The sequence below is a fragment of the Sphingobium sp. B2D3C genome (genome assembly GCF_025961835.1).
In the GTDB taxonomy this organism is placed as follows: domain Bacteria; phylum Pseudomonadota; class Alphaproteobacteria; order Sphingomonadales; family Sphingomonadaceae; genus Sphingobium.
Window position 1 is genome coordinate 101138 of the sequence record NZ_JAOQOK010000001.1, and the last position, 15544, is coordinate 116681.

General features: G+C 65.7%; 14 protein-coding genes. 3 read left to right on the top strand and 11 right to left on the bottom strand.

The features are described from left to right. Positions 1 to 224: 224 nt before the first annotated feature. The 3 genes from M2339_RS00385 to M2339_RS00395 form a co-directional block, all read right to left on the bottom strand. A complete protein-coding gene (locus tag M2339_RS00385) occupies positions 225 to 2018 on the bottom strand; it encodes a glycoside hydrolase family 127 protein (RefSeq protein WP_264587877.1) in 1794 nt (597 codons plus the stop codon). A gap of 347 nt (positions 2019 to 2365) precedes the next feature. Then, the gene (locus tag M2339_RS00390) at positions 2366 to 2653 is read right to left on the bottom strand and encodes a DUF3297 family protein (RefSeq protein ID WP_264571315.1); all 288 of its coding nucleotides are present in this window, start codon (positions 2651 to 2653) and stop codon (positions 2366 to 2368) included. A 117-nt stretch (positions 2654 to 2770) separates the two neighbouring features. After that, a complete protein-coding gene (locus M2339_RS00395) occupies positions 2771 to 3079 on the bottom strand; it encodes a hypothetical protein (RefSeq protein ID WP_264587876.1) in 309 nt (102 codons plus the stop codon). Between the two features lie 218 nt (positions 3080 to 3297). Between M2339_RS00395 and M2339_RS00400 the strand changes: the two genes are divergently transcribed. Then, the gene (locus M2339_RS00400; RefSeq protein WP_264587875.1) at positions 3298 to 3921 is read left to right on the top strand and encodes a DUF4157 domain-containing protein; all 624 of its coding nucleotides are present in this window, start codon (positions 3298 to 3300) and stop codon (positions 3919 to 3921) included. 340 nt (positions 3922 to 4261) lie between these two features. Here M2339_RS00400 and typA read toward each other — a convergent pair whose 3' ends face one another. Then, a complete protein-coding gene (typA, locus tag M2339_RS00405; RefSeq protein WP_181560642.1) occupies positions 4262 to 6094 on the bottom strand; it encodes a translational GTPase TypA in 1833 nt (610 codons plus the stop codon). A gap of 307 nt (positions 6095 to 6401) precedes the next feature. Here typA and ybaL point away from each other — a divergent pair, with 307 nt between their 5' ends. Both ybaL and M2339_RS00415 read left to right on the top strand, forming a co-directional pair. Beyond that, a complete protein-coding gene (gene ybaL, locus M2339_RS00410; RefSeq protein ID WP_264587874.1) occupies positions 6402 to 8054 on the top strand; it encodes a YbaL family putative K(+) efflux transporter in 1653 nt (550 codons plus the stop codon). A 113-nt stretch (positions 8055 to 8167) separates the two neighbouring features. Beyond that, a complete protein-coding gene (locus M2339_RS00415; RefSeq protein ID WP_264587873.1) occupies positions 8168 to 9034 on the top strand; it encodes a class I SAM-dependent methyltransferase in 867 nt (288 codons plus the stop codon). A gap of 92 nt (positions 9035 to 9126) precedes the next feature. Here the strand turns inward: M2339_RS00415 and M2339_RS00420 are convergent, their stop codons facing one another. The 7 genes from M2339_RS00420 to mbhE form a co-directional block, all read right to left on the bottom strand. Further along, positions 9127 to 9735 carry an outer membrane protein gene (locus M2339_RS00420; RefSeq protein ID WP_264587872.1) on the bottom strand — a complete coding sequence of 203 codons (609 nt, stop codon included), beginning with the start codon at positions 9733 to 9735 and terminating at the stop codon, positions 9127 to 9129. Between the two features lie 186 nt (positions 9736 to 9921). Next, on the bottom strand, positions 9922 to 10281 hold the full coding sequence (mnhG, locus tag M2339_RS00425) for a monovalent cation/H(+) antiporter subunit G (RefSeq protein WP_264587871.1): 360 nt from the start codon (positions 10279 to 10281) through the stop codon (positions 9922 to 9924). Next, the gene (locus M2339_RS00430; protein WP_181560637.1) at positions 10278 to 10553 is read right to left on the bottom strand and encodes a monovalent cation/H+ antiporter complex subunit F; all 276 of its coding nucleotides are present in this window, start codon (positions 10551 to 10553) and stop codon (positions 10278 to 10280) included. Before M2339_RS00430 ends, mnhG begins: the two co-directional genes overlap by 4 nt. Beyond that, the gene (locus tag M2339_RS00435) at positions 10550 to 10885 is read right to left on the bottom strand and encodes a Na+/H+ antiporter subunit E (protein WP_264587870.1); all 336 of its coding nucleotides are present in this window, start codon (positions 10883 to 10885) and stop codon (positions 10550 to 10552) included. Before M2339_RS00435 ends, M2339_RS00430 begins: the two co-directional genes overlap by 4 nt. Continuing rightward, the gene (locus M2339_RS00440; RefSeq protein WP_264587869.1) at positions 10882 to 12366 is read right to left on the bottom strand and encodes a complex I subunit 5 family protein; all 1485 of its coding nucleotides are present in this window, start codon (positions 12364 to 12366) and stop codon (positions 10882 to 10884) included. Before M2339_RS00440 ends, M2339_RS00435 begins: the two co-directional genes overlap by 4 nt. Further along, positions 12359 to 12739: a sodium:proton antiporter gene (locus M2339_RS00445; protein ID WP_264571306.1), complete on the bottom strand. Its 381-nt coding sequence runs from the start codon at positions 12737 to 12739 to the stop codon at positions 12359 to 12361. The genes M2339_RS00440 and M2339_RS00445 overlap by 8 nt, the downstream gene beginning before the upstream one ends. Next, the gene (gene mbhE / locus M2339_RS00450) at positions 12736 to 15465 is read right to left on the bottom strand and encodes a hydrogen gas-evolving membrane-bound hydrogenase subunit E (protein WP_264587868.1); all 2730 of its coding nucleotides are present in this window, start codon (positions 15463 to 15465) and stop codon (positions 12736 to 12738) included. Before mbhE ends, M2339_RS00445 begins: the two co-directional genes overlap by 4 nt. Positions 15466 to 15544 lie beyond the last annotated feature (79 nt).

The window sequence follows — 15544 nt, forward strand, 5'->3', positions numbered from 1 at the left end:
TGCCGACGCTGCCGCTACCGGCTCATCCGCCCGCTGCCTGTCCACCCGCTGTCCGTCCACATGCCCCCCGACGATGATTGGCGACGCGCAGCGATCAGCCTGCGCGAATCATGTTCGAGCGCCTCCATTGCATATATTGAGAAGCATTCGCAAGACGAGATGGCGGTATCGGACCGCTAAGCCGCTCTGAAGCACAGGCCGATCAGGAGATTCTGGAGCGATCCTTAACCGGTGGCAGGCTGCAGCGGCCAGTAGGTCGCGTAGCGTTCGTGACGGATCTGATAATAAGGGATCAGCCGCACGGGGCGGCCCTCCCGGTCGGCGATGATGAACTCCAGCGGGGCGGTGCCGGGGCGGAGCTGCCCCGCTATCGTCTCGACATCGCCCACCAGTTGCGGCGGGGAGAAGGGCGTATCGTTATACTGGCCATAAAGGCGCTCGTTGACGACCACATCCGATCCCGGGGCCAGCCCCTCCGTCCCGAGTGCGCCAGAGAGCACGACCGGCCCATAAGTGAATGCCACGATCCCCGGCGCCGCGGGCGGTTCCTCGACGCGGACCTGCATGTCCAATTGGAGCGTCAGCATGTCGCCATCCCGCCAGCTGCGGTCCAGCTCCAGATAGCTGCCCGGTTTCGTCGATTGCGCCAGCGGCGCGCCGTTCAGGCTGACGCGCGCGGTCCGGCTCCAGCGCGGGTGGCGCAAGCGCAGGGTCGCGCGGATGGGGCGGGTCAGAGACCAGCGCAGGGTGGTGGACGGTTCTTCGGGGAAGTGGGTGGTCTGGGTCAGTACCGCGCCCTTCTCCCGCCAGCGCACCGATGAGGGGATGAACAAGTTGACGACCAGCGCCTCGGCATCATGAAAATAGATCGAATCCCGATACTTCGCATGGTTCTCCATGCCGGATCCGGTGCAGCACCAGAAGGAGTCGACCGGGGTGCAGTAGAGCTTCATGTAGCCCGGCCGCGCGCCCTGAAAATAGGTGACGAGGCCGGTCTCCGGGTCCTGCGACGCCAGAATGCCATTATAGAGCGCGCGCTCGTAAAAGTCGGCCAGCTCCACCTGCGGATCGTGCAGGAACAGCGCGCGGGTGAGCTTGAGCATATTATGTTGGCCGCAGGTTTCAGAGCCCTTGGCCGAGAAGACATGCGCGGCGAAGTCGGCGGGCGGATAGAAGAACTCGGCATCGCCATGGCCGCCCGTCGCATAGGAGCGGGTGCGGGCGACCGTGCGCCAGAAGAAGGCCGCGGCATCGCCATAGGCCTTCTCGCCATTCACCTCATAGATGCGCTGGAAGCCGACGAACTTGGGCACCTGTGTGTTGGCGTGCATGCCATCCAGCAGGTCCCGCCCCTTGGCGGCCGGCTCCATCACCGCCTTCTGGGAGAAGCGCTCGGCGAGCGTGCGATAATCGGCCTTGCCAGTCAGCACATAGAGATCGGCGAGCACTTCGTTCATGCCACCATGCTCGGTGGCAAGCATCGCCTCGAAGGCGGCGGTGTCGAGCGGCCGGGTGGCAACCACCGCCCAATCGGCTATGCGCAGCAGCACAAGGCGGGCGGTGACACTGCCGGCAAGCTGCCAGGCATCGCGCAGTCCGGCGAAAATCTTGTGCAGCGTGTACCAGGGGACGCCGGTGATCGGCTCGCCCCGGATATGCGCGGCGACGAGCGCGGCGCCTTCAGGAAAGGCGCAGACCAGCCCCACGCCGGATGCGCGCTGGCAGGCATCCAACTCGTCGGCGATATAATCGATGCGCTGCTTGAATCGCCCATCGCCGGTGGACCGGAACATCAGTGCGCAGGCGGAGAGATAATGGCCGAGCGTGTGGCCGTGGCAGTGGATGTCAGCCCAGGTCGCCTCGGATTCCCAACCGCCATAGACCGGTGCCTTGGGAGCGAGCCCGGCATTTGTGCGGAAATTGGCCAGCATCCGGTCCGGCTCGAGCGAAAGCAGATAGGCTTCCGTGCCCCGTTGCGCGGCGAGAAACGGACTTTCCAGCAGCGTCACATCTGCCATGTCGAAGGGCTGGAGACGCGGCGCTACGCTGAGCGCGCCCCTGGGCTGAGCTGACGGCAAGGCCGCACGCGCGGTAACTCCGCTCCCCAGCGTCACCAGAGTGGCCGAGGCGACCGAAGCCAACAACTCACGGCGAGACGCCGACACGCCCCTTGCATGCATATGACAGGACATAGCCGCCATCTAATCCTCCCCAGTCGCGTTCAACTTCGCGTTTTGATAACGCTACCATAAACGAGGCGGGCGGGAAGGCAATTCTTTCGATCGGATGGCGATCATCCGCCACTATCGGCGAGGCCATCAACGCAGATGGTTTGGCCCGCGCGCCTGTCGCGGGCCATCAGGGCTCAGTCCTGCTTGGCGTCTTCGAACCAGGCCTCGACCGGGCCGGAGAGCTTGATGGTCAGCGGCTGGCCATGGCGGTCGCGGGTCTTGCCGGCGGCGACGCGGATCCAGCCTTCGGAGATGCAATATTCTTCCACATCGGTGCGCACCCGGTCCTTGAAGCGGATGCCGATGCCCCGCTGCAGCGTCTCCACGTCGAAATGCGGGCTGCGCGGATTGGTGGAAAGGCGGTCGGGCGGCGTCTCGCTCTGCGGTGCGGCGGGCGTGTCGGATGCGGGAGTATCAACCATGGCTCGTCCTTGCCGAAGAGCTTTCGGCCAGTCAACGCTTCTCAGGAGCGCGCATGGGGCAGTCCGCGAGAGCGGCCGGGCCGGAGATTGTCCGGCCCGGTCGTGCGGGTGGCATGATCAGCGGCAGATGCGCACGCGATACCGCTCGCCGCGCCAGCGGTCCCAGCGGGTTTCGGTCCAGCAGCGGCGACGGTCGTTATAGCGATAGCCACGGTCGTGACGGCGCCAGTCCCGGCGGTCGCTGTGATAAGACCGTTCGCGATAATGGCGGTCGCGGTAGCCATCACGATAGGCGCCACGATCATAATCCCGATAGCTGATCGACAGGCTGCTCTGGGCCTGAGCCGGTGCCGCAGCGAGCGGCAGGAGGCCGAATGTGGCCGCGACGGCGAAGGCGACCGAAGCGAGGCGGGGGGTAAGAGGCATGTCATTCTCCTATGTCCAATGTCGGCGTTGCGCGCGGCCTTCGCTCGTCCGATCCATCCTCTCTGCCAAACCGGCCTGAACGTCCGCGAAACAGGCCGTTCATCTGCCCATGGGGCGTGCCCTGGATGCGGTGATATGTGGAAGGATGGTCGCGAAGGGCGTGGGACGCGTAAGGCGTTAAAAGCGGGTTCAGCCGCGACGACCTAGAAGCCTGCTCTATGCCCCGTTTCTCCTTTCCTTCCCTGCTGGTCGTGCCGCTTGCTGCGGTGGGGCTTCTGATTCCCGCATACGGTTTCACCGTTCCCGCGCGGGCTCAGGACGCCGCCCGTCAGCTCGTGCCGGCATTCGACGAGGCAGGCCGGCGCTTGCTGACCGATCTGCAGGGTGCGGGGCAATTGTTCGCGGCGCAGGCGCTGGCGAGCTGGATCACCGCCTCGCGCAACGATGCGGTGGCTGCCGGCGTCGAGCCGATTCCGCCCGCCATTCGCGCCCGGCTGCGCGGCCATATGCCGGACGCCCTGCTGGACCGCGTGCGCTATCGCGTTGGCCAGGGTCACGAGTTCAGCCTGCAGACCAATACCTTCAACCGCAGCAATGCCGCGGCGATCACGCTGGACGATGTGGTGCTCTTCCGCTCCGCCGAGGATGCCGCCTCGGATGTTGGCCTCTGGGCGCATGAGCTGCATCATGTGCACCAGTATCGCCAATGGGGCGTCCAGGGCTTCGCCCAGCGCTACACGCGGGATTATCAGGGTGTCGAGGCGGAGGCCCATGCCGAGGCGGAACGGGTTGTCGCCGCGATGCGGACGACTGGGACAGCAACGCCCACGCCTGCGCGCTAGGTTGCGAGGACGATGTGGCGCGGGTCAAATTCAACCTTCTCCCCTTGAGGGAGAAGGATACGGAGCCTTGTCGCCATCTGGCGGTTAGGCGGAGTTGGATGAGGGGTGGCGGATCTCTGATCCGCGAGATCCTTTGGATCGCTCACCCCTCTCCCAGCTTCGACTAAGGCAGCAGGCTGCCAAGTCTGCGCATCCCTCTCCCTCAAGGGGAGAGGGTTTGGAGCTTGTCCCTCGCGCGCACAACGCCCTTGAGCGGGACTGGGAATGGGGTCGTTCGGCGCACGCCGCCTCTTCCCCCAAAAAAAAGGGCGCTCGTCCGGTTGGACAAGCGCCCCTTGGCTCAAGCGGCCTTGGACCGCGAGGCGCGCTTGCGCTCGTTGGGGTCGAGGTAGCGCTTGCGCAGGCGGATGGTCTTGGGCGTCACCTCGACCAGTTCGTCATCGTCGATATAGGCGATGGCCTGCTCCAGCGTCAGCTTCCACGGCGGCGTCAGGCGGACGGCGTCGTCCTTGCCGCTGGCGCGGAAGTTGGTGAGCGCCTTGGACTTCATCGGGTTGACCTCAAGGTCTTCCGGCTTGGCGTTCTCGCCGATGATCATGCCTTCGTAGAGCGCCTCGCCCACGCCGACCATCAGCACACCGCGCTCCTCAAGGGGCCCGAGCGCATAGGCATTGGCCTCGCCGGCGCCGTTGGAGATCAGCACGCCGTTCTTGCGGCCTTCGATCTTGCCCTTGTGGGGACCGTATTTCTCGAACAGCCGGTTCATGATGCCGGTTCCGCGCGTATCGGAGAGGAACTCGCCATGATAGCCGATGAGGCCGCGCGAGGGCGCCGAGAAGGTGATGCGGGTCTTGCCGCCACCCGAGGGCCGCATGTCGGTCATCTCGGCCTTGCGCTGGTTCATCTTGTCGACCACCGTGCCGGAGAATTCGTCGTCCACGTCGATGACGACGGTCTCATAAGGCTCGGTGCGGTTGCCGTTCTCGTCTTCGCCGAACAGCACGCGCGGACGCGAAATGCCGAGCTCGAAGCCTTCACGGCGCATCGTCTCGATGAGCACGCCGAGCTGAAGCTCGCCGCGACCGGCGACCTCGAAGCTGTCCTTGTCCGCGCTCTCGGTGACCTTGATCGCGACATTGCTCTCGGCTTCGCGGAACAGGCGGTCGCGGATCATGCGGCTGGTCACCTTGTCGCCTTCACGGCCCGCCATCGGCGAATCGTTCACCGCAAAGCGCATGGAAAGCGTCGGCGGATCGATGGGCTGTGCCTTGATCGGCTCGGAGACCGAGGTGTCGGCAATGGTGTTGGCCACGGTGGCGACGGTCAGGCCGGCGAGGCTGATGATGTCGCCGGCGCGCGCTTCATCGACCGGCACGCGGTCGAGGCCCTGGAACGTCATGATCTTGGAGGCGCGGCCGGTCTCGATGACCTTGCCGTCCATGTCCAGCGCATGGATGGGCTGATTGATCTTCACGGTGCCGGAGGTCACGCGGCCCGTGAGGATACGGCCGAGGAAGTTGTCGCGGTCCAGCAGCGTTACCAGGAAGGTGAACGGCGCGTCGATGTCCAGCGCCGGCGGCGGCACATGGTTGACGATCGTCTCGAACAGCGGCGTCAGCGTGCCTTCGCGCTTGGTCGGGTCGGTGCTGGCATAGCCGTTGCGGCCGGAGGCATAGAGCACGGGGAAGTCGAGCTGCTCGTCGGTCGCGTCGAGGCTCACGAACAGATCGAACACCTCGTCCAGCACTTCCTGGATGCGCTGATCGGGCCGGTCGACCTTGTTAACGACCACGATGGGACGCAGGCCGAGGGCCAGCGCCTTGCCGGTCACGAACTTGGTCTGCGGCATCGCGCCTTCGGAGCTGTCCACCAGCAGCACCACGCCATCGACCATCGAGAGGATGCGCTCCACCTCGCCGCCGAAGTCGGCGTGGCCGGGTGTGTCGACGATGTTGATGCGCGTGCCTTCCCACTCGATGGAGGTGGGCTTAGCGAGAATCGTGATCCCGCGCTCCTTCTCCAGATCGTTGGAGTCCATCGCCCGCTCATCGACGCGCTGATTATCTCGAAAAGTGCCGGACTGGCGGAAAAGCTGGTCGACGAGGGTGGTCTTGCCATGATCGACGTGCGCGATGATGGCAACGTTCCGCAGAGCGTTGGGACGGGGGCTCATGATAATCTCTCTGGGCTTGTGGACGGCCGACACGGGTCATCCGGCCGGAATTTCTCGCGGCCCTTAGCGGAAAGCGGCGCTCGGCGCAACGGCCAGCAACGCGGATGGTCCGCGGTCTCGTTACAGCCAGGACGGCCAGCCTAAGTACTTGAAGGCAATGACCATCGTTGCGCATGGTCGTCAAGCCATTACACTCCACGCGACAAAGCGATGGTTGCGGTGCCGCGCAAAACCCCCGGTCGGGGGCGGCCGCAGGTCTCGCAGCCCGCGCGATACGATCTCGCATCAACAGGAGCTGCCATACAGGATGCCGCATTACACGCCGCTCATCGCCACGGTGGTCGCCGGCCTCGTCGCTGCCTTTTTCATGGGCGCGCTGGCGATGCGGCTGCGGGTCTCGCCCATTGCCGGCTATCTCGTCGCCGGTGTGATGGTGGGACCGTTCACGCCGGGCTTTGTCGCCGATCCCAACCTCGCCAATGAACTTGCCGAAATCGGCGTGATCCTCCTGATGTTCGGGGTCGGCCTTCATTTTTCGGTGAAGGATCTGATGGCGGTGCGGCGCATCGCCGTGCCCGGCGCGGTGGTGCAGATCGCCACCGCCACCGTGCTCGGCATGGCGCTCGCCTGGCTGATGGGCTGGGGCCTGCTCTCGGGGTTCATCTTCGGCCTGGCTTTGTCGGTCGCCAGTACCGTCGTGCTGCTGCGCGCCCTGCAGGTGCGCGATCTGGTCGAGACGGAGCGCGGACGCATCGCCGTCGGGTGGCTGATCGTCGAGGATCTGGTGATGGTTCTGGCGCTGGTGTTGCTGCCGGTGCTGGCCGGCATCGCACTCGATCCGCAGAGCGAGGGTCTCTCGGCCATCGGTTGGCCGGTTCTGGTCACGATCCTCAAGGTGAGCGGCTTTGTCGCGCTGATGCTGCTGGTCGGGCGGCGGATCATTCCATGGGCGCTGCACTGGGTGGTGCATACCGGCTCGCGCGAGCTATTCCGCCTTGCCGTGCTGGCGATTGCGCTGGGCGTGGCGGCTGGATCGGCCTTCATCTTCGATGTGTCCTTCGCGCTCGGCGCCTTCTTTGCGGGCATGATCCTCGGCGAAACCCCGCTCAGCCGGCGCGCGGCCGAGGAGACGCTGCCGTTGCGCGATGCGTTCGCGGTGCTGTTCTTCGTCTCGGTTGGGATGCTGTTCGATCCGATGGTCATCCTTCGCCAGCCGCTGCCGCTGCTCGCGACAGTGACGATCATCACGGTCGGCAAATCGCTCGCTGCCTATGCCATCGTCCGGGTATCCGGCTATCCGCGCGAGACGGCGATGACGGTTGCCGCCAGCCTGGCGCAAATCGGCGAGTTCTCGTTCATTCTTGTCACGCTGGGTTTCGGTCTCGGCGTCCTTCCGTCCGAGGCGCGCGATCTGATTCTGGCCGGCGCGATCATCTCGATCTTCCTGCATCCCTTCCTGTTCTCCTACATCGCCCATCGCGCGAGCGAGGCAGCCAAGGTCGATGCGCCGCCGGTGGCAGCGCCGTCCGCCACGCTCGTGCATGTCGTGCTGGTCGGTTATGGCCGCGTCGGCCGGCTGATCGCCAAGGCCCTGCGCGAGCGGAACAAGCCGCTGGTGGTCATTGAGAGCAATGCCGAACTGACCGATGCCGCGCGGCGCGACGGCCATGAGGCGGTGACCGGCAACGCGCTGGACCGGCGGGTGCTGGAGGCGGCCGGCATCGACCGCGCGACCAGCCTGCTCATTGCGATTCCCGAGGGGTTCGACGCCGGGGCCATCGCCCAGAAGGCGCGCGCGCTGCGCCCCGGGATCGGCATTGTCGCGCGGGCCCATTCGGACGGCGAGGTGGATCATCTGATCAAGCTGGGGATCGGTGACGTCGTGATGGGCGAGCGCGAACTGGCGGCGCGGATGCTGGAGCTTGCGCTGCGTGGAAACATGCAAGCGCAAAGCATTTGATGTCGCGCGCATCGCCGCTCGACAGAGGGACGGGACATTGTCATCTATTGAGCAAGCGGCCTGCCGGACAGTCATGACGGCAGGGGCTGCATCATGGGTCGGGAGACAAAGGCATGGGTGCCGATAACAGCGGGGTGGGGATCAGCAAAACTGCTGAAGGCTGGGCAGGCGACATGGGGCGCAACTGGCTCGCCAATCTGGATCGGCTTGAGGGGATGATTGACCCGATCGGCGCAGTGGCGCTGGCTCGGGCGGACTTCCAGCCGGGCGAGCGCGTGATCGATGTCGGCTGCGGCGGTGGCGGCACCAGCCTTGCGATTGCCCGGGCGGTGGCGCCGGAGGGGCATGTCACCGGCGTCGATATCTCGTCCGACCTCATCCTGTCCTGCGGTGCGCGTGCGACGCTCAGTGGCCTGCAGAATGTCAGCTTCGTCTGTGCAGACGCTGGCGCGGCGCCGATCAACGGCGCGCCGTTCGACCGGCTGTTTTCGCGCTTCGGGTCGATGTTCTTTGCCGGGCCCAAGGCGGCGTTTCGCAATCTGCGCGGGCAGGTCCGCGACGGCGGCCGCATCGATCTCGCGGTCTGGGCGGCGCCGCCGGAAAATCCCTGGATGCAGCTGATGCAGCAGGCGCTGAAGGATCTGCTGCCGGCACCGGATGGGCGGCCCGACCCCAGAGCGCCCGGCCCGTTCGCCTTCGCCGATACCGCATGGCTGGGAGAGGTGCTGGCGCATACCGGCTTCGCAAACATGGAGGTGGCGCCGTGCCTGCGCGACCTGCCCGTCGGCGGACCCGGCGCGAGCGCGCAGGATGCCGCGACCTTCGTGCTGTCGGCCATGCACATCGGCAATCAGGTCGCGCCTGACCGGATGCCGGAGGCGCAGGCCCGCCTTGCGGCCGCCTTTGCGCCGCATCATGTGCCGAGCCAAGGCGTCATGCTGGCCGGCAAGGCGTTGCTGGTGAGCGCCGTCGCCGCCTAGATCGGAACCGGCGCGCCTGGATTGGCCATGTCGCGTACAAAAAAGAAGGGCCGGCGCAAGGCCGACCCTTCCCGTTTAGCGAAATCGCTGGATCAGAACTTGCCGACGAGGCCGACCATGACCTGATGGCGCTGCATGCTGATGCCGGTGTCGACATCGTCGAACTTCAGCTTGCCATAGTCGGAGAAGCGGTACTCGCCACGGATGCCGAAGCGGCCGAAGCTGTACTCAACGCCGGCACCGAGACGATAGCCGTCGAGCTTGTCACCGTCGCTGATGGAGTCGACGCCGTCGGTGTAGCTCACCTTGAGGCGGGCGTTGGTGTAGCCGGCCTTCGCGTAGATCAGCGCGTTGGGGGCGAGCTTGGCGCCAGCGCGGACGCCGACGTACAGATCGCGCGCTGCTGACAGGGACAGCTCATCGCCCGTCACGAACTGGTCCGTGACCGATTCCTTGACCTCGGAGTCAGCGACTTCCGCTTCGACGCCAACCACGGCGGAACCGAGATCGGCATTGTAGCTGAGGCTCACGCCATAAGCGAAATCATCGCTGCTTCCATTGTCGACGCCGTCGCTCAGCCGCACCGAGTCATAGCCGCCGAGGACCGCGAGGCTCAGGCCGGAGAAGGTGGGGCCTTCCTGCGCAGCGGCAGGGGTGGCAACGATCACGGCGGCTGCGGAAGCCAGAACAGCAAGTTTCATTGTATTTTCCTTGTTTTAATCTCGCCTTCTGCACGAGGCGGACGGGCCGCTTATGGAGCCCGGTTAACGGGGTCAACCATCTCGTGGTTGCGGTGCATCACTAGTGGCGCCAGATTGTTGCAAATGGGCAACATATCCGGACGAGCGAAACTTGGCGTTTCCGTTCGTCCTCGGGGACGCTGAGGCCTAGCTGTCCCGCGTCAGCTCGTCAGCCTTGCCGGGATGGCGCTCCAGTTCCTCACTGAGCGGATCATGCGCCAGCCCTTCCAGTCGTGTGCCGGAAACATAGGCAGCGCGGCCGAGCAGCTGCGCGCCGATCGGGAGGGTAATGAGCAGGAACAGGATCGTCAGCCCGCTGGTCCAATTCAGCTCCGCGATGTCGGCCGCCAGCACGACGCCGAGCAGCATCAGCGTTGCGCCCAGCGTGCCGGCCTTGGTGGCGCTGTGCATCCGCTGCAGGGGATCGCGCAGTCGCACGATGCCGATGGCGGCGATGAGCAGAAAGGCGGTACCTGCAATCAGCAGGGCCATGGCGAGGATCATCATTGCCGCCTCCGCTTGCGTTCCAGGAACACGGCGAAGGCTGCCGTGGCGACGAAGTTGATCAACGAGATGCCGAGCGCAATATCCAGAAAGGCGCCGCGCCCGGTCGCCAGCGTGGTCAGCGCGGCGAACCCCACGGCGATGGCGGTCAGCATGTCGAGCGCGACGAACCGGTCGGCAAAGCTCGGCCCGGTCACCATGCGCCAGCCGGCGAGCAGGAAGGCCAGCGCCAGCGGCACGGCGAGAACAGTGGTGAGCGTCGCCATATCGATCATCGCTCCAACTCCATGATCCAGCGCTCGTAGATCCGCTTAAACCGCGCGATGGTCGTCTCCGCATCGGCGGTGTTGAGGACATGGATGTAGAGGCTGCGCTGGTCCTCGGAGACATGCAGGCAGGTCGATCCGGGCGTGAGCGACATGAAATAGGCAAACAGGGCCACGGCCCAGGGCCGCTCCAATTCCGTCTCCACGCGGATGATCGCCGGTGCCGTGCGGATGCGGGGCGACAGGACTATCCTGGCGACGGCCAGAGAAGCGACGATGAGATCCCACAGGAACATCGCGACCAGCGTCAGTCCGGCGCGCAGACGGCGGGCGGGCCTCATAAGCCGCCTCCGCTGACGGCGGCCAGCGCGCGGCTGGAGAGGAGTGAGAGCGTCCACAGGCTTTGTGGCAGTAGGCCGATGGCGATGGTCGCGCCGGAGAGGATCGCCATGGCGATCAACCCCGCCAGCGGCACCTTGCGCACCGGCTTGCCGCGCGGTTCCTTCCAGCAGGCATCGGACCAGAAGATGGACATGGAGACGATGGTCATCAGCCCGCCGATCAGCGCGATAATGCCCAGCCAGGCCATGCCTGCATCAAAGCTTTCGCGAATGACGATGAACTTGGCCCAGAAGCCGGAGAGGGGCGGGATGCCCGCCAGCGACAGCACCGGCACGGCGAGCACCAGCGAAAAGAGCGGGTTCGTCCGCGCCATGCCCCCAGCGCGGGTGAGATCCCAGCTGCCGCTCGCCCGGCGGATCAGGCCTGCGCCGAGGAACAGATTGGCCTGCACGATGATCGAGTGGACCATGTAGAACACCGCGCCGGCAATCCCCTCGCGCGTGGCGATCGCCAATCCGATGGTCATGTAGCCCACCTGCGCGACGATATGGTAGGCGAGGATGCGGCGCATGTCTGTGTGTGCCAGCGCGCCCGCGCAGCAGATGAGGATTGTCGCAGCCGCGATCCAGCCGAACACCGGCACCATCTGCGCGGCGCCGATGCCGCCCGCGCCTACGCCGAACACCCCGGCGAAGACCAGCAGCAGCGCATAAAAGCCCATCTTGGTGAGCAGGCCGGCAAACACGGCCACGGCGGTGAGTGGCCCGGTATGGTAGGAGGCCGGCAGCCAGAGGTGGAAGGGAAACAGCCCGGCCTTGAGCGCGAAACCGGCCATCAACAGCGCGGTCGCAGTGGCGGAGGCGAAGCTGGGCGGGCGGCTGGCGAGCGCAGTGGCTGCTGCGCCGACATCCAGCGTGCCGGTGATCCCGTAGATCATGCCGACGCCGAGCAGGATGAAGGTCGCCGCTAACATGGAGAAGCTGGCATAGCGGATCGCCCCGTCGATCTGCGCCGGGCGGCGATCCAGCGTCAGCAGGCCCAGCGCGGCGATCAGCGCCAGTTCGAACCAGACATAGAGGTTGAACAGATCGCGGGTCAGGAACGCGCCGTTCACCGCGCCGGTCATCGCCAGCATCAGCGCGTCATAGCCGGCGCGGCGGCGGCGCGGGCCGACGTCGACCAGCGCATATATTGCGGAAGCAAAGGCGATGAGCGCCGTGACGACCACCAGCACCAGCCCCGGCATCGTCGCCGAGAAGCTGATCGAGATGCCGTGCGGCCAGCCGCCGAAGACGGTGAGCGGGACGAGGTTGCCGCCATTGGCCTGCACGAACAGCAGCAGCGAGACGACCAATAGCAGGCCGTTCGTAATCAGGCCGATGGCGCGGGTGAGCGCGATGCGCGCGCGCAGGATGAGCACCAGGGCCGCGCCGATGAAGGGCAGGATGACGGGCGCGGGCAGCAGCAGCGCATCAGTCATCGGTCAGTTCCCGCTCCTGCGGCGTGCCCAGCGCCTCGGCGGAATCGACGTTGCGCGCATCGATGCTATGGCTGTGGCGCCAGGCGCGCAGCACCAAAACGGCGAGCATCACCGTGAGCGCGAAGCCGATGACGATCGCCGTGAGGATCAACGCCTGCGTAATCGGATCGGCGGACTCGCCCAGCGCGCGCTGGCCTTCGCCCACAATGGGAGGCTGCCGGCTCTGAATACGCCCGGCGAGGAAGATCAGGATGTTGACCCCCGTCGCGAGCATCGAGAAGCCAAGCAGCATCTTCACCAGATTGCGCGAGAGGATCATGTAGAGCGCGCAGGCGATGATGCCCGCGCCGACAGCGCCATAGAGCAGGGTCATCGCGTCGCCTCCCGCTGGAGGCCGAAGTGGAAGGCCAGCACGGCGCCGAGCACCACGAGATACACGCCCAGATCAAAGATCAATGTGGTCGAGAGGGCCGGGATGAGGCCGCCCGGCTCCCACCAGAGATGCGTCAGGAATGGCTCGCCGGTTATCAGGCCGGGCAGGCCAGCGAGCAGCACGCATAGCATGCCCAGGCCCACCAGCGTCAGGGTGCGCAGGCGCAGCACGCGCTGGGCGTGATTGACGCCATAAGCCAGTGCCAGCAGCGCAAAGCTGAGAGCCGCGACCAGCCCGCCGACGAAGCCGCCGCCTGGCTGGTTATGACCGCGGAACAGAATGACCAGCGAGGCGAGCAGCAGCAGCAGGCTGATCCAGCGCCCGGCAACCTGCAGCGAGAAGTGGACCGGCTCGGGACCGGGCACCGGCCCTTCACTGCCCCGGCTGCGCAGCAGCGAGCGCGCCATGACGGCCGCAATGGCAATCACGATTGTCTCGCCCAGCGTATCGATGGCGCGGAAATCCACGAGGATGACATTGACGACATTATGGCCGTGCGCCGCCGCGAGGCTCATCTGACCAAAGAAGTGGCTGGCGGCGGACACATGTTCGCGCGCGGCCATGTCCATCACCGCCAGGAACAGTAGCGCGCTGATGCTGGTTGCGAGCAGGGCATCGCGCTTGCGCATGGCGCGGGTGCGGGTCGCCGGGCTGGCGAGCGGTACGGCCAGTAACAGGGCGGAGAGCAGCACGACGAGCAGCGCTTCGACGGTGAACTGGGTGAGCGCAAGATCGGGCGCGCCGTTCATCAAAAAGGTAATCGCGGCGGCAAAGCCGGCAAGGCCGGTGGCGATCATGCCGCTGAGCAACGTATTGGCGCGAGCAGCGGCAATGGCTCCGCCGAGCCCGATGAGCGCCACCAGCGCCTCGCCCGGCCGGAAATCGCCGGGGAATGGGATGTCAGGCGCGACGCCCGCCTTCGCCACCGACCAGGCGATCAGCAACCCGGCGCCGCCGACCACCGCCAGCAGATAGCGGCGCAGGTCGCCATGCTGGAGCGCGTCCGTCAGCTTGCGGGAGGAAAGGATCAAGTTGCGCAGGCTGATTTCCCACAGCGGCTCGATCTCATAGGTGTTGAACTGCTTGGTCTGCCGCAGCCAGATGTGGATCTTCCGCCAGAAGGCCACGATCAGGGCGCCGATGGAGACCACGACAAAGCTCAGCAGCAGCATCGGCGTCAGGCCGTGCCACACGGTCAGGTCCACCTCCACGGCCCGGCCGTAGACGGACGCGACAGCCGGGCGAATGGCGACGCGCGTGATCCAGTCCGGCGCGAGGCTCATGAACAGGCCGGCGGCAGAGAGCAGCAGCGGCGGCATCACCAGCGAGAAGGTCTCGCCATGCTGCACCTTGTTCACCTTGCCGCGGCCCATGAAGAACGGCCGCAGCGTCACCACTCCGGCCACGCCGACCATGACGGCGTTGACCATCACGGCGATGGCCAGCGGGATGACTTCCCAACTGCTCTCCAACTGCGCTTGGAACAGGAATTCCTTGGAGATGAAGCCGATGAACGGCGGAATGCCGGCCATGGAAAGGCTGGCACCGAGGCAGGCCAGCGCCGTCAGCGGCAGATGCCGGGCAAGCCCGCCCATGGCGCGCAAACTGTAGAGGCCCGTCGCGTGCAGCACCGATCCTGCGCAGAAGAACAATGCCGCCTTGTAGAGCGCGTGCGCGAACAGGAAGCCGATCATCGCCACCGACGCCGCCGGTCCGTCCAGCCCGACGAGCAGCACGAGAATGCCGAGTGATGCGACCGTGGAATAAGCCAGCGCGGATTTGAAGTTCTCGGCCCGCAGGGCCTGCAACGCGGCGACGAGCATGGTGACGCAGGCCACGGTGATCAGCGCGCCCCGTCCCCAGCTTTCCGCGCCGATCACCGGCTCGAACCGGGCGAGCAGATAGATGCCGAGCTTCACCATCGTCGCCGAGTGCAAATAGGCCGAGGCGGGCGTTGGCGCCTGCATCGCGTTGGGCAGCCAGAAGTGGAACGGGAATTGCGCGGACTTGGTGAAACCCGCGATCAGGATGCACACGACGATGGCCGCGCCCCACGGGCTGTCATGCAATTCGCCAACCCGCGCCACCGCCTGCGCCATGGAGTAGGTGCCGAGCACATGGCCGATCATCGCGACGGCCATCAGCAAGGCGAGACCGCCGAACGCCGTCACCTGCAGCGACATCAGCGCCGCCCGGCGGGCGCGGGCACTGCGTCCCTCAAAGCCGATGAGGAGGAAGGAGAGAATGCTCGTCGCTTCCCAGAAGACGAGGAAGACGAGCAGATTCTCGGCCAGCACCGCCCCCAGCATCGCGCTGAGAAAGAGCAGGATGTAACAGAAGAAACGGGCGCGTTCGGCCGGCGACTTGTTGGTGAGATAGCCGCCGGCATAAATCGTCACCAAGCCGCCCAGCCCGGTAATGAGTAGGCAGAGCAGGAAGGAAAAGCCATCGAGCCGCAGCGTGAAATCAAGGCCGAGCCAGGGTGCCCATTCCGCCGCTTCCCCCTTGACCCAGCCCCGTTCCACGAACTGCGCCATGTTTACGAACGCCGCGAGCAGGCCGAAGGGGAAGAGGGCGATCACCATGCCCGCACCACGCCCAATGACGTAGGCCAGCAGCGGCATCAGGCAGGCGCCGAGGAAGGAAATCAGCAATATCGTCAGCATCTACCAAACCTAATGCACAGTTTTGCCTTGTGATGCAGCACCCAATAGGCCGTCCTGGCGAGTTTTCTCGCTTAGCATG

What these genes read in the sequence shown, in the direction of transcription:
- M2339_RS00390 (WP_264571315.1), bottom strand. Translation starts at nt 2,653, where the DNA reads ATGGTTGATACTCCCGCATCCGACACGCCCGCCGCACCGCAGAGCGAG.
- M2339_RS00400 (WP_264587875.1), top strand. Translation starts at nt 3,298, where the DNA reads ATGCCCCGTTTCTCCTTTCCTTCCCTGCTGGTCGTGCCGCTTGCTGCG.
- M2339_RS00420 (WP_264587872.1), bottom strand. Translation starts at nt 9,735, where the DNA reads ATGAAACTTGCTGTTCTGGCTTCCGCAGCCGCCGTGATCGTTGCCACC.
- mbhE (WP_264587868.1), bottom strand. Translation starts at nt 15,465, where the DNA reads ATGCTGACGATATTGCTGATTTCCTTCCTCGGCGCCTGCCTGATGCCG.
- M2339_RS00435 (WP_264587870.1), bottom strand. Translation starts at nt 10,885, where the DNA reads ATGAGGCCCGCCCGCCGTCTGCGCGCCGGACTGACGCTGGTCGCGATG.
- typA (WP_181560642.1), bottom strand. Translation starts at nt 6,094, where the DNA reads ATGAGCCCCCGTCCCAACGCTCTGCGGAACGTTGCCATCATCGCGCAC.
- mnhG (WP_264587871.1), bottom strand. Translation starts at nt 10,281, where the DNA reads ATGATGATCCTCGCCATGGCCCTGCTGATTGCAGGTACCGCCTTTCTG.
- M2339_RS00440 (WP_264587869.1), bottom strand. Translation starts at nt 12,366, where the DNA reads ATGACTGATGCGCTGCTGCTGCCCGCGCCCGTCATCCTGCCCTTCATC.
- M2339_RS00430 (WP_181560637.1), bottom strand. Translation starts at nt 10,553, where the DNA reads ATGATCGATATGGCGACGCTCACCACTGTTCTCGCCGTGCCGCTGGCG.
- M2339_RS00395 (WP_264587876.1), bottom strand. Translation starts at nt 3,079, where the DNA reads ATGCCTCTTACCCCCCGCCTCGCTTCGGTCGCCTTCGCCGTCGCGGCC.
- M2339_RS00385 (WP_264587877.1), bottom strand. Translation starts at nt 2,018, where the DNA reads ATGGCAGATGTGACGCTGCTGGAAAGTCCGTTTCTCGCCGCGCAACGG.
- ybaL (WP_264587874.1), top strand. Translation starts at nt 6,402, where the DNA reads ATGCCGCATTACACGCCGCTCATCGCCACGGTGGTCGCCGGCCTCGTC.
- M2339_RS00445 (WP_264571306.1), bottom strand. Translation starts at nt 12,739, where the DNA reads ATGACCCTGCTCTATGGCGCTGTCGGCGCGGGCATCATCGCCTGCGCG.
- M2339_RS00415 (WP_264587873.1), top strand. Translation starts at nt 8,168, where the DNA reads ATGGGTGCCGATAACAGCGGGGTGGGGATCAGCAAAACTGCTGAAGGC.